This window comes from Arthrobacter sp. 10T416 (genome assembly GCF_056394165.1).
Map to the genome: position 1 here is coordinate 14501 of NZ_JBFTHI010000011.1, position 12288 is coordinate 26788.

Consider the following 12288-nt stretch of genomic DNA (forward strand, 5'->3'; position numbering starts at 1 on the left):
CCAGCCCGCTCCCTAGGACTCCGCGGGTCCCTGCTGGTAGACGTCCGGGATCCCGTCGTGGTCCGAGTCGCGCCTCTCCTCTTCCTCTGCCAGCCGGTACTGGCGGTTGCGGGCGCGCAGCACCACGCTCGCCAGCAGTGCGGCCAGCAGGGACGCTGCGAGGATCCCGACCTTGGCGTGGTCGTCGTGGACACTGCCCTGGCCGAAACTGAGCTCGGCAACCAGGAGCGAGACGGTAAAGCCGATGCCCGCAAGAATCGAGACGCCGCCGACGTCGATCCAGGTGAACGAGGTGTCCAGGCGGGCGCGCGTCGCCTTCGTGAGCAGCCAGGTGGTGCCCAGGATGCCGGCCGGTTTGCCCAGCACCAGCGCCAGGATAATCCCGATAGCCACCGGATCCGTCAGCGCAGCGTCCAGGCCGCCCCAGCCGCCAACGGCCACGCCCGCCGAGAAAAAGGCAAAGACGGGAACGGCGATGCCCGCGGAGATGGGCCGGAAGCGGTGTTCGAAGATTTCCGAGAGACCCGGACCCGCCTCTGGTCCCCCGCTGGCCCGGGAACGGAGCACTGGAATGGCGAAACCAAGCAGGACGCCGGCCACCGTCGCGTGGATGCCGGACGCGTGCACCAGCACCCACGTGGCCAGGCCGAGGGGCAACAGGATGAGCCACGCCGCGGGAGCTTTTAGCCCGAAAAATCGCCGGTACCGGTGCGCCAGGTAGGTGTAGAGTCCCAGCGGCAACACGGCCAAAAGAAGAGGTACCGGCTGGATCTCGCTGGAGTAGAACACGGCGATGATGGTGATTGCGATCAGGTCGTCCACCACGGCCAGGGTGAGCAGGAAGATTCGCAGCGCGCTGGGCAGGTGCGAGCCGATGATCGCGAGTACCGCGACTGCGAACGCGATGTCCGTGGCGGTGGGAATGGCCCAGCCGCGCAGAGTCTCCGGGCTGCCGAGGTTGGCGAGGGCGTAAATCACCGCGGGCACCAGGACCCCACCGGCAGCAGCGGCCACCGGAACAACGGACTTGCTGAGCTGGCGCAGGTCGCCCGCCACGAATTCGCGTTTGAGCTCCAGTCCCACCAGGAAGAAGAAAATGGCGAGCAGCCCGTCGGCGGCCCACGCGCCGAGGCTGAGCTCCAGATGCCATGGCCCGTAGCCGACAGTGAAGTCGCGGAGCGCGAAGTAGCTCTCCGACGCCGGGGAGTTTGCCCAGATCAGCGCCGCGAGGGCCGCGGCCACCAGAAGCGCGCCGCCGACGGTTTCCTTGCGCAGAATTTCGCCGATGCGCAGGGATTCCGCGTAGCTGCCGCGGCCCAGGATGGTGGCGCCGGGCGGGCCCGGCCTAGCCGCAGAGGGAGGAGTGTGGCTCACGTGGAAGTCCTAATTTTCGGGTCGACAGAACTATGCCGACCAGACTTCCCGGCGCACCTGACTTCAGTCTATGCGAACGCCCAGCCGGGCGCTCAGGTTACTCCGGGCTAGGCCAGGAGCTGCTGTACAAGTTCGCGGCACTTCCGGTAGGCGGGCGTCTTGGTGTCGATGAGCGCGAAGTGGTCGCCGGGGACCTTGAGGAACTGGACGGGGGCGCCGCTTGCCTTCGCAGCGGCCGCGTAAGCCTCCGACTGGCTCATCGGCACCGTGTCATCCTCAGTGGCGTGCACGGCGTAGACGGGGACCCGCAACGGCACCGCCGTCATGGGGTCGGCGTATTTATGCCGTTTGGGGTATCTTTCCGACGAGCCGCCCAGGAAGTTGCTGACGGCGCCGTTACTGAGGTCGAGCCGCTCGGCTGCGGCCAGGTTCAGCAGGCCCGACTGGCTCACGACGCCGGTGAGCTGCACCGCTGCGCCGTCGTCCCTGCGTTGCAGCTGGCGGTCAGCATCCGGGGTACCAAGCTGGCACAGCCGGCTCCGGCCCGCCGCCCACACCGCCAGGTGGCCGCCGGCGGAGTGGCCCAGTGCCACGACGCGCTCCAGGTCTAGGCTGTGTTCCCCGGCGACGTCGCGAAGCTTGTCGATCCCCGCGAGCACGTCCTCGAAAGTGTTCGGCCAGCCGCCGCCGTTGCCGGCCCGGCGGTACTCCAGGTTCCAGGCCGCCAGTCCGTGGGCGGCGAGGTCCCTGGCCAACGGTTCGCCGAGTTCGGCACCGTACTGCGAGCGCCAGTAACCGCCGTGGATCACCACCACCACACCCCTCGGCTCGGCCGCCTCCGGGAGGAAAAGTTCTCCCCACTGGCTTGGGTCGTCACCATAGTGGTACTTCTGCCGCTTCACTGTGTCCTCCTTGGGGCCCGGTGAACAGGCGGCGACCGTCCCCAGAGTCACCGCCGCTGCAGCCACGAAGAGATCCCGACGCCGCACTTCAGACATGTGCAGAGCCTACCTTGGGCGCCGCCCGGCACCGCCGAAGGCCCTCGCCGCGGTCAAAACACCGCAGTTTCGACGGCGGGCTGCCGGCCGCGCTGTCACACCCGCGCCGTAAGCTAGGCCCATGGCTAGCAACTGGGACCGCCTGGACCCCGCGCTGCGCGAATCCGTGCAGGAAAACGTGGAACTCTACGAGCGGGTTCGTCCTGCCCTGAAACTCGTCACCCGCGAGGTGCTGCTGACCCTCCGGGCAATGCTCAAGGGCACCGAGGTGACACCGCTGTTCGTCACCGGCCGCACCAAAACCGTGGAATCCTTCCGCGAGAAGATCTCCCGGACCGAGAAGCCACTGGAGCCGGGCGGCCCGCCCGTCCTGAAGTTCCCGGACCCGTTCCGCACGCTCAATGACATGGTGGGCATCCGGGTGATCACCAAGCTGCCGGCGGAAAACGCCGTGGTGGCCAACCTGATCAAGCGCCAGCGCCAGCTGTTCGACTGCCGCGGCGACCGCGAAAAGGACATCGGATCGATCGAATCCGGCACCTACGGGTACTCCAGCCGGCACCTGATCCTGCGGACCATCCAGAACGACGCCGTGAAGGCCTACCAGCAGGTGTTCAACCCGGACGTGCAGCCCAACGGCAGCTACTTCTTCGAGTGCCAGATCCGGACCGTCTTCGCGCACGCCTGGAGCGAGATTGAGCACGACATCCGGTTCAAGGCCGAAGATCCGCGGGCCTGGACCCCGCAGTTCGACCGGCAGTTCACCGCCACCGCGGCGATGCTCGAGACAGTCGAAAGTGCCTTCGCCGACCTGAACGAGAGGTACGAGGAGGTCCGGGGCTACTGGGACATGGACGGGGAGGGCGCCGCCCAGCTCACACCCAACCGCATCCGAGATGTCTGGCGGACCCTGCTGCCGCACGTGGACCGAAAAGTCGACGACGACTGGGGCTGGGCTGCGGAGCTGATGGCGGCGCACGGGCTGAACCAGACCGTGCAGCTGGCCGGCCTGCTCAGCGCCAACCGCATCACCGAGGTCCGCCGGGCGCTGGACCACCGCTACTCCCCCGGCCCGGACCGGCTCCTGGATGATCTGCTGCTGTGGCAGTACGGCACCACCCACATCGACCTCACCGCCGAACCCGCCGACGCCGTGCCCCATCCCCGGCGCGACAGCCTGCTGCGCCGGCTCAAACAGATCGAGCGGTACCGGCTGACCCAGGGGTAGGCGCGCCGGTGTACATCGCACGAACCTGGTGGAAAATTAAGGACAGCAGACTTAGTATTTCTTGCAAGCGGTCCTTTGGACCGGGACATAAACCAGCATCAAAAAAATTTCATCCCCCAGAACAAAGGAAACCGCAATGTTGCTTTGGATAGCCATCATTCTCGCCGTTCTTTGGCTCCTCGGCCTGCTGGGCAGCATCGGCGGCGGGTTCATCCACCTGCTTTTGGTCATCGCCGTCGTTGTCCTGATTTTCCACTTCATCCGCGGCCGATCCCGCGCTTAGCTACGGCACACTGGTTGCCCCGGCAACCACCGTCCGCGGAGCGTGCAGCTCCGCGGACGGCTGCCCCATCTTCAGGGGCCCCTCCCCGGGCGGCGGAGCCCGGGAACGGCTTGGGCGTTAGGGTTCGACGCCGGTAAAGCCCGCCACGTAGCGCCGCTGCCAGAGAGTCTCCACGGCAGCGCGCCGGTAGTTACTCCGCACAAAATCGACCGCCTCGGCGGCCGGGACGCCGTCCAGGACCGCGATGCAGGCCAGCGCGGTGCCTGTTCTTCCCCGGCCGGCCCAGCAGGCCACCTCCACCCGCTCGGTTGCCGCACGGCGCCATGCCTCGCGGAAGGCATCGAGGGCGTCGTCGCCGTCGGACGGGATGCGCAGGTCCCGCCAGCGCACCCACCGGTACTCCCAGTCCACGGGACGCGGACGACGCCCCAGCAGGTACAACGCGAATTCGGGCCGCGGTCCGGGCGGAAACGGCGCCAACAGCCCCCGGCCGCGGATCAGGCGTCCGGACGGAAGACTGAGCACGCCGGGTTGGCCCGGCTCCCATGTCTGCGCCATAGTCCCGAGCGTAGCCGGTCGGCGAACCAGGTAGAAGGATTCCAGATTAGGGTCGGAAGGGTCTGGCGGGGGCGGGATCCGGTGCCTAGAGTGGCCCGGAACTCCACGCTCCGCTGAAGGGAATCCAAGGATGTCATTCCAGGCGTACCTCGACACCATCGAAGACAGGACGGGCCTGACGCCACGTCAGCTCCTTGAGCTCGCGCGGAGGAAGGGGTTTTCCGGGACCTCCGCGCAGGCGGGCGAGATCCTCGACTGGCTGCGCGCGGATTACGGGCTGGGCCGCGGCCACGGCATGGCTTTGGTCCACGTCATCCGGCAAGGCCCGGGGATCAGCAGCAAACACGTCGGGACCACGGGCGCGCACAGCGACGAATCCAACACCCTGTGGCTCGACGGCAAGGCGACCAAGCCGGCGTCCTAGCCCGGCGGGGCCGCCCGGCTAGTGCCCTGTTAGTGCCCGGCGCCGAGCTTCCCGGCCAGGCGTTCGCGCATCAGGCTGCTGGCGTCGTTGAGTCCGACCACCGTCACATCCTTGCCCTGCTGGCGGTACTTCGCGGTGATGGCATCCAGCGTCGCGATGGTTGAGGCGTCCCACAGGTGCGAGCCATGCAAATCGATCACTACTTCCTGCGGGTCAAGGGCATAGTCGAACTGGGTGTAGAGATCGTTGGAGGAGGCGAAGAACAGTTCGCCGTCGACGACGTAGGTGGCTCTCCCCCGCCCGTCGACGGAACTCACGGTCCGCTCCACCGTCACGAAATGCGCCACCCGCCGGGCGAACATGACCATTGCGACAACGACGCCGACGCCGACGCCGATCGCCAGGTTATGGGTGGCGACGGTGACGATGACGGTGGCGGCCATCACCCCGGTCTCGCTCTTGGGCATCAGCACCAGGGTGCGCGGCCGGATGCTGTGCCAGTCGAAGGTGGCCACGGAGACGAAGATCATCACGGCCACGAGCGCCGCCATCGGAATGAGCGAGACGGCGTCGCCTAGGGCCACCACAAGGACCAGCAGGAACAGGCCGGCCAGGAACGTGGAGATCCGGGTGCGTGCGCCGGAGGCCTTGACGTTGATCATGGTCTGGCCGATCATCGCGCAGCCGCCCATACCGCCGAAGAATCCGGTCACGATGTTGGCCACGCCCTGGCCCCAGGCCTCGCGGGTCTTGGGCGACCGGGTGTCGGTGAAGTCGTCGACCAGTTTGGCCGTCATCAGTGATTCGAGCAGGCCGACGAAAGCCATGGCGAGGGCGAAGGGAAATATGACACCGAGCGTGTCGAGGGTGAACGGAACGTCGGGGATCAACAACGCCGGCAAGGAGTCCGGGAGCTCGCCCTTGTCGCCCACCGTGGGAACCGTGATGCCGGCAAGGACCGTGATCAGCGTCAGCACCACGATGGCCACGAGCGGTGCGGGTACTGCCCTCGTCAGCCGGGGCAGGCCAAAAACAATACCCAGGCCGAGCGCCGTCAGCGGGTACACCAGCCACGGGACACCCAGCAGTTCCGGCACCTGGGACATAAAGATCAGGATCGCCAGCGCGTTCACAAAGCCCACCATGACCGAGCGCGGAATGAAGCGCATCAGCCTGGCCACGCCGGCGAGCCCCAGGACTACTTGGAACAGGCCGGCCAGGATCACGGCGGCGACGAGGTAATCGACGCCGTGGGACTTCACCAGCGGGGCGGTGACAAGGGCCACGGCGCCGGTGGCAGCCGAGATCATTGCGGGACGCCCGCCCACGATGGCGATGGTGACTGCCATGGTGAAGGACGCGAACAGGCCGATCCGCGGATCGACGCCGGCGATGACCGAAAAGGCAATCGCCTCCGGGATCAGGGCCAGGGCCACGACCAGGCCGCCCAGGACTTCGGTCTTCAGCCGCCGCGGGGACAGCAGGGCGCCCCGGACCGACTGGCGTTGCTCGGGGGTTAACTCGGGGGTCAATACGGCGGGTAGGGCGGCCACGACTGGCTCCGTTCTGGCTGGGAGGGACGCAGCACCGCGCCGAAGGTTTGAGGGGGAAGCGCGTCGACCGGCGTCGCGGCGGGTCTCTAAAGTGCGCTCAGGAAATGCCTGCAAGGGGGCATGCCGGCGGGTTCAAGACTACAGCCGGGCACGCAGCGCCCCGTCGCCCGGCTAGGTCAAAAGTCTGACATAATCCCGCCCGGGCAGTCACGAACTGGCTCCGGGCACGCCGCCGGTGGCACCATGCTTGGATGCTTGAGGCAACCAAATCATCTCAGTCCGCGCCGGAGCCCCGCACTGACGCGGACGGCCCGGCGAACGCCGCCCTCGCCGCCGAGGCCAGAATCGCCCGCATTGCGGTCACCATTTTCCCGCTGCTCGTGGTGGTCGCCGGGGTCGCCGGTTTCCTGCTTCCGGGGGCCTTCAAACCGCTGGCGCCGAGCGTGCCGTACCTGCTCGGCATCATCATGTTCTGCATGGGCCTGACCCTCACCCCGCCCGACTTCGCCTCGGTCGCCCGGCGCCCCTGGGCCGTGGTGCTGGGCATCGTGGCGCACTACGTGATCATGCCCGGCGCCGGGTGGCTGATCGCGCAAGCGCTGCACCTCGAGCCGGAGCTCGCTGTCGGGCTGATCCTGGTGGGCTGCGCGCCGTCCGGCACCGCGTCGAACGTCATGGCCTTCCTTGCCAAGGGCGACGTCGCCCTGTCCGTGGCGGTCGCGTCCGTCTCCACGCTCCTGGCGCCGATCGTCACGCCGCTGCTGGTGCTCTTCCTCGCCGGATCGTACCTGCAGATCGACGCCGCCGGGATGGTCCTGGACATCGTCAAGACCGTCCTGCTGCCCGTGGTCGCCGGCCTGTTGGCCCGGCTGTTCCTGAAGAAGGTCGTCGCCAAGGTCCTCCCCGCCCTGCCGTGGGCGTCCGCCGTCGTGATTTCGCTGATCGTGGCGGTCGTGGTGGCCGGCAGCGCCAACAAGATCGTCGCCGCCGGCGGCATCGTCTTCCTGGCCGTTGTGCTGCACAACGGCTTCGGCCTCGGCCTGGGCTACCTGGCCGGCAAGCTCGGCCGCCTCGACGACAAGGCGCGCCGCGCCCTCGCCTTCGAGGTGGGAATGCAGAACTCGGGGCTGGCAGCCACCCTGGCGACGGCACATTTCAGCCCGCTGGCCGCGCTGCCGTCCGCCGTCTTCTCGCTGTGGCACAACATCTCCGGCGCGATTGTGGCCGCGTGGCTGGCCCGGCGCCCGCTGCAGGACGCGTAGCACCGGGCCAGGCGCCGGCCTAGTACCCGGTGCTGCGGCCGCCGCCGAGGACCTCGGCGGTTCCGGAGAGCCCCAGCCGGGTGGCGCCGGCCGCGACCATGGCCTGCGCAGCAGCCCAGTCCCGGATGCCGCCGGAGGCTTTTACGCCCAGGCGCGGAGCCACTGTTCGTGCCATCAGCTCGACGGCATGGGTGGTGGCCCCGCCGTCGAGGTGGAAGCCCGTGGAGGTCTTGACGAAGTCCGCCCCGCTGGCTTCGGCGGCCTCGCAGCAGCGGATGATCTGCTCATCGGTCAGTGCGGCTGTTTCCAGGATGACCTTCAGCACCGTTGGCGCAGGCACGGCCTCCCGTACAGCCCGGATATCCTGTGCGACGGCGTCGTAGTCACCGGCCCGGACGGCCCCGACGTCGATGACCATGTCGATCTCGTCCGCGCCGTTGCGCACCGCCTCGCCGGCCTCGGCCGCCTTGACGCTGCTGTGGTGCTTGCCAGACGGGAAGCCGCACACCGCGCTGACGCGGGTGGCGGCGGTGCCGGGCAGCGGGAGCATCGACGGCGAGACGCAGACCGAGTAAGCCCCCAGCCGCGCGGCCTCGGCGGCCGCCTCCGCTGCTTCGGCGCGGGTTCCGGTGGATTGCAGGAAGGTGTGGTCCACGATCGCGGCCAGGCCGGTCGCATCCAGCGACGCATTCAGGTCAGTCATGATTCTCCTCGGAGGTGGGGCTACTTGCAGGTGGCGGTGTCGCCGATGCCGCGCAGGTACGAGCAGAACCCGTCGACGCCGCTGCGGGTAACGAGCTTGCCCTGCAGGACCCGGGATTCCTCGACCTTCTCGCCGCTGGCCACGGCGTGGCCGATCTTGACGACCTCCTGGCCGAGGGCAAACGGGGACTCGGCGTTCGTGGCGTACATCTCGCCGCTCTTGACGGCGGCGAGGGCGTCGCCGATGCCGTCATTGCCCACGATCTTGATCGAGGACAGCAGGCCGCGCGACTTCACGGCGGCCACCGCCCCGAGTGCCATTTCATCGTTTGCGCCGTAGATGCCGGTGATGCCGGGGTTAGCCTGGAGGATGTTGGTGGTCACATCCAGGGCCTTGCCGCGATCGAAGTCCGCTGACTGCACGGCGACAACCTGCACGCCCGGGCATTCCTTCATGCCGGCTTTGAACCCGGCGGACCGGTCCCGCGCAACGCTCGTGCCAAGGAGGCCCTGCAACTCGGCGACTTTGCCGGTTCCGCCGACGGCCTCGCAGAGTGCCTTTGCGCCGTTCTTGCCGGCCTGGACTGCGTCATAGCCAATGAACGCGGCCAGTTTGCCCTGATCGGGCGCCCGGTCGAAGGCGACCACCGGCACATTGGCCTGGTTGGCCTTGACCGTGATCGAGCCGCCGGCTTCGCTGGAGGTCGGGTCGAGGAGCAGGACGCCGGGCTTCTTGACCAGCGCGGTGGTGGCCTGGTTCAGCGATGCGGTGTCGTTGTTGTTGGCGTTCTGCACGTCGAGGTTGACGCCGAGCTTCGCGGCCTGGTCCTTGGCGCCGTCGCCCACGGAGACGAAGAACGGATTGTTCAGCGTCGAGATGACCAGGGTGGCGCTCTTCGCGCGGTTGTCCCCGCCGCCGTTGTCCGCCGAGCGGAAAGCGGTGGTGACCCCGGCGCCGACCACCAGGAGGCCGACGACGGCGAGCATGGCGACCTTGGGGAGGAGCGGCGCGGGCGAGCCGGTGTCCGCAGCGGACGCCGCCGTCGTCGTGCCCGTCTTGGCCGGGCCTGCGCGGAAGATGCGCATCAGCACTCCCGAGTTCCGGTCCACGAAGACGGCCAGCAGGATCACGGCGCCCTTGACGACGCTCTGCAGGAACGGGGAAACGTTGAGCAGGTTCAGCCCGTTATCGATCATCGCCAGCAGGACCGCGCCGACGAGGGTGCCGAGCAGGGCGCCGCGGCCGCCGGAGAGGCTGGTGCCGCCGATGATCACCGCGGCGATGGCGGCGAGTTCCAGGCCGGTGCCCGCGGTGGGCTGCGCTGTTCCAAGACGGGCGGTAAGGATAAAGCCGGCGGTCGCGGCGAGAACACCGGAGATCATAAAGGCCGTGATCTTGACCCGGTCCGTGCTGATGCCGGCGAGGCGGGCGGCGTCGGCGTTATCGCCGGTGGCGTACAGCTCCCGGCCGTAGCGGGTGCGGGCCAGGATGTAGCCGAACAGCACGCCGAGGACCAGCATGATCCAGATCGGAGTGGGGATTCCCAGGAGGCTGCCCTGGCCGAGGGCCAGGAACGCGTCACTGGTCACCTTGACCGGGTTGCCCTGGGAGAACTGCAAGGTCAGCCCGGCGAAGATGGACATGGTTGCCAGGGTCGCGATGAACGAGGGCATCTTGGCCTTGGTGACCAGCAGGCCGTTGATCAGGCCCGCCAGTGCGCCGACCGCGAGGCCCGCGGCCAGGCCGGCCACCACACCGTACTGGCTGATAACGCTGGCGGTGGTGATCGCGGTGAAGCCGAGGACCGCACCGACTGAAAGGTCAATCTCCGCAAGGATGATCACGTATGTCTGGCCGGCGGCGATCAGGGCCACAACGGCTGCGGTGAGGAGGACGTTGAGCATGTTGGACGGCTGCAGGAACAGCGGTGTGGCGAAGACCAGGGCGATCGCTACGAACGCGAGCATCCAGACCGCACGCAGCTGGTCGTTGAAGAGGGATATTTTTTTCATCGGGAAACGGTCTCCATTGCGTGTTCCAGGACGGACTGCTGGGTGAGGGCGTCGGAGGCCAGTTCAGCGTTGATGCTGCCTCCGCGCATGACCAGCACCCGGTCCGACATTTCGACTAGTTCGGGAAGGTCTGATGAGACAAGGACGACGGCGACGCCCTGGGCGGCGACGTCATTGATGATGGAGTAGATCTCGGCCTTGGCGCCCACATCAACGCCGCGGGTGGGCTCTTCCATCAGGAGGATGGCAGGGTTGCCCAGCAGGCAGCGGGCGAGCAGCACCTTCTGCTGGTTGCCACCGGACAGGGTTCCGACGGCGTCATCGATGGTGTTGCATTTGACGCTCAGCCGGGTCGAGATCTCCTGGCACCGCTCCCGCTCCCGTTTCAGCGCCACGATCCCGTTCCGGGTGATGGCACCGAGGGTAGCCAGGGATTCGTTGTGCGAAATGGGCTGCGCCAGGGTCAGGCCCTCCGCCTGGCGGTCCGGGGTCAGGTAGGCCACACCGGCGCTGATGGCGTGCCGGGGCGAGGCCAGGCTCAGCGGCTTGCCGTCGATACTGACGGTGCCCGCCGCGTTGACCAGTCCAAACAGGGCACGCAGGACCTCGCCTTTTCCGCTGCCCATCACGCCGCCGATGCCGAGGACCTCGCCGGCCCGGACCTGGAAGGAGACACCGTTGACGCCGGCGGCTTCGAGGTCCCGGACGTCCAGCCGGACCCGCTCGGTTCCGTGGTGCTCCTTCGGATAGAAGTTCTCCACTTCGCCGCCCACCATGGCTGCCACGACGGCGGCCTCGGTCAGTTCCGCGGCGGTGCCGGTTTTGGACACGCGGCCGTCCCGCATCACAACAATCCGGTCGGACAGCGCGAAGACCTCCGGGAGGCGGTGGCTGATGTAAATCACGGCCACGCCGGCGGCCTGGATCTTGCGCACCTGCGCGAACAAGAGCTCGGATTCGCGGTCATCGAGGGCCGCCGTGGGTTCGTCGAGGATGAGCAGCTTCACTGAGTGGTTGAGGCAGCGGGCCAGCTGCACAAGCTGTTGCTGGCCGAAGCTGAGGCTCCCCACCGGACGCCGGGTGTCGACGTCGATCCCCACCTGGTTGAGCAGCTCGGCGGCCCGGGCGTGCATCTTGTCCTTATTGACGAACAGCTTCCCGAACTCGCCGGTGCCGTCATGGGCGAAGATGTTCGAGGCGACGTCCAGCTGCGGGAACAGGTTGTTCTTAAGTTCCTGGTAGATGACCTGGATACCGGCCGCCATGGCGTCCTGCGGACCGCCGAATTTCCGCGCTTGGCCGTCGATGGTGATCTCGCCGGAATCGGGCTGGTAGGCGCCGGCGATGATCCGGGTCAGGGTGGATTTTCCAGCCCCGTTCTCCCCGACGAGGGAGACAATCTCGCCCGGTTCGATGCTGAGGTCCACACCGCGCAGTACCCGATTGGGGCCGAAGGATTTGGTGATGCCGCTGAGGGTGAGAGTCATGTCAGTACACCACCCCGGCGATGAGGATGACGTTGGCGTAGGAGGTGAACTCGCCGGAGCGGACGGCGGCCTTGGAGTTCCTGGTCCGCTGCTTGAAGTCCGTGTGCGGGACCAGTTCCAGTGGGATTCCGTGGCTTTCGAGCCGTTCCGTGAGGGCCGCGAGGAGCTCGGGGCTGTGCTCGGCGATTTCCGAGGCCGCAATGGCCCCTTCCGCCTCGACTTCGGCCAGGACGACGTCCAGGCATTCAAGGAACCGCGGGACGTTGGCTGTTAGAGCGAGGTCGATCCGTTCCACTCCGGCCGGGATCGGCAGCCCGGCGTCAGTGACCACAAGTTCGTCGGTATGACCCAGTTCCGAGATGACCCGGGCGAGGGATGCGTTGAGGGTACCGCTGTTTTTGCGCAT

Annotated in this window: 12 protein-coding genes; 4 read left to right on the top strand and 8 right to left on the bottom strand. The window is 67.6% G+C overall.

Going from position 1 to position 12288, the window contains the following annotated elements; translation table 11 throughout:
* Positions 1 to 12: 12 nt before the first annotated feature.
* Entirely contained in the window at positions 13 to 1374 is a 1362-nt protein-coding gene (gene nhaA / locus AC1DBE_RS12055; RefSeq protein ID WP_476970681.1) for a Na+/H+ antiporter NhaA, read from the bottom strand.
* Positions 1375 to 1481: 107 nt separating this feature from the next.
* On the bottom strand, positions 1482 to 2276 hold the full coding sequence (locus AC1DBE_RS12060; protein WP_476970740.1) for an alpha/beta hydrolase: 795 nt from the start codon (positions 2274 to 2276) through the stop codon (positions 1482 to 1484).
* Positions 2277 to 2493: 217 nt separating this feature from the next.
* Between AC1DBE_RS12060 and AC1DBE_RS12065 the strand changes: the two genes are divergently transcribed.
* On the top strand, positions 2494 to 3600 hold the full coding sequence (locus AC1DBE_RS12065; protein WP_476903734.1) for a GTP pyrophosphokinase: 1107 nt from the start codon (positions 2494 to 2496) through the stop codon (positions 3598 to 3600).
* A gap of 136 nt (positions 3601 to 3736) precedes the next feature.
* Complete coding sequence (locus tag AC1DBE_RS12070; RefSeq protein WP_354234780.1) at positions 3737 to 3883, top strand: lmo0937 family membrane protein; 147 nt, start codon at positions 3737 to 3739, stop codon at positions 3881 to 3883.
* A 117-nt stretch (positions 3884 to 4000) separates the two neighbouring features.
* On the opposite strand, the gene AC1DBE_RS12075 is transcribed toward AC1DBE_RS12070, so the two are convergent.
* Positions 4001 to 4441: a protein-tyrosine phosphatase family protein gene (locus AC1DBE_RS12075; protein WP_476970682.1), complete on the bottom strand. Its 441-nt coding sequence runs from the start codon at positions 4439 to 4441 to the stop codon at positions 4001 to 4003.
* A 130-nt stretch (positions 4442 to 4571) separates the two neighbouring features.
* Here AC1DBE_RS12075 and AC1DBE_RS12080 point away from each other — a divergent pair, with 130 nt between their 5' ends.
* On the top strand, positions 4572 to 4865 hold the full coding sequence (locus AC1DBE_RS12080) for a DUF4287 domain-containing protein (protein ID WP_476880650.1): 294 nt from the start codon (positions 4572 to 4574) through the stop codon (positions 4863 to 4865).
* A 29-nt stretch (positions 4866 to 4894) separates the two neighbouring features.
* Here the strand turns inward: AC1DBE_RS12080 and AC1DBE_RS12085 are convergent, their stop codons facing one another.
* Positions 4895 to 6418 (bottom strand): SulP family inorganic anion transporter, encoded by a 1524-nt coding sequence (locus tag AC1DBE_RS12085; RefSeq protein ID WP_476970683.1) that lies wholly within the window; start codon positions 6416 to 6418, stop codon positions 4895 to 4897.
* Between the two features lie 251 nt (positions 6419 to 6669).
* Here AC1DBE_RS12085 and AC1DBE_RS12090 point away from each other — a divergent pair, with 251 nt between their 5' ends.
* Entirely contained in the window at positions 6670 to 7680 is a 1011-nt protein-coding gene (locus tag AC1DBE_RS12090) for a bile acid:sodium symporter family protein (RefSeq protein ID WP_476878256.1), read from the top strand.
* Positions 7681 to 7699: 19 nt separating this feature from the next.
* Here AC1DBE_RS12090 and deoC read toward each other — a convergent pair whose 3' ends face one another.
* From deoC to rbsD, 4 genes are read right to left on the bottom strand one after another with little or no spacing between them, the layout of a single operon-like run.
* Entirely contained in the window at positions 7700 to 8383 is a 684-nt protein-coding gene (gene deoC / locus AC1DBE_RS12095; RefSeq protein WP_476970684.1) for a deoxyribose-phosphate aldolase, read from the bottom strand.
* 20 nt (positions 8384 to 8403) lie between these two features.
* Positions 8404 to 10395 carry an ABC transporter permease/substrate-binding protein gene (locus AC1DBE_RS12100; protein WP_476878254.1) on the bottom strand — a complete coding sequence of 664 codons (1992 nt, stop codon included), beginning with the start codon at positions 10393 to 10395 and terminating at the stop codon, positions 8404 to 8406.
* Positions 10392 to 11882 (bottom strand): sugar ABC transporter ATP-binding protein, encoded by a 1491-nt coding sequence (locus AC1DBE_RS12105; protein ID WP_476970685.1) that lies wholly within the window; start codon positions 11880 to 11882, stop codon positions 10392 to 10394. Before AC1DBE_RS12105 ends, AC1DBE_RS12100 begins: the two co-directional genes overlap by 4 nt.
* A 1-nt stretch (position 11883) precedes the next feature.
* Positions 11884 to 12288, bottom strand: coding sequence for a D-ribose pyranase (gene rbsD, locus AC1DBE_RS12110; protein WP_476878252.1), 405 nt, complete (start codon positions 12286 to 12288; stop codon positions 11884 to 11886).

Bases quoted from the DNA above. Each gene is read 5' to 3' on its own strand.
- AC1DBE_RS12065 (WP_476903734.1), top strand. From the start codon at position 2,494: ATGGCTAGCAACTGGGACCGCCTGGACCCCGCGCTGCGCGAATCCGTG.
- AC1DBE_RS12070 (WP_354234780.1), top strand. From the start codon at position 3,737: ATGTTGCTTTGGATAGCCATCATTCTCGCCGTTCTTTGGCTCCTCGGC.
- AC1DBE_RS12075 (WP_476970682.1), bottom strand. From the start codon at position 4,441: ATGGCGCAGACATGGGAGCCGGGCCAACCCGGCGTGCTCAGTCTTCCG.
- AC1DBE_RS12080 (WP_476880650.1), top strand. From the start codon at position 4,572: ATGTCATTCCAGGCGTACCTCGACACCATCGAAGACAGGACGGGCCTG.
- AC1DBE_RS12090 (WP_476878256.1), top strand. From the start codon at position 6,670: ATGCTTGAGGCAACCAAATCATCTCAGTCCGCGCCGGAGCCCCGCACT.
- deoC (WP_476970684.1), bottom strand. From the start codon at position 8,383: ATGACTGACCTGAATGCGTCGCTGGATGCGACCGGCCTGGCCGCGATC.
- AC1DBE_RS12100 (WP_476878254.1), bottom strand. From the start codon at position 10,395: ATGAAAAAAATATCCCTCTTCAACGACCAGCTGCGTGCGGTCTGGATG.
- AC1DBE_RS12105 (WP_476970685.1), bottom strand. From the start codon at position 11,882: ATGACTCTCACCCTCAGCGGCATCACCAAATCCTTCGGCCCCAATCGG.
- rbsD (WP_476878252.1), bottom strand. From the start codon at position 12,288: ATGCGCAAAAACAGCGGTACCCTCAACGCATCCCTCGCCCGGGTCATC.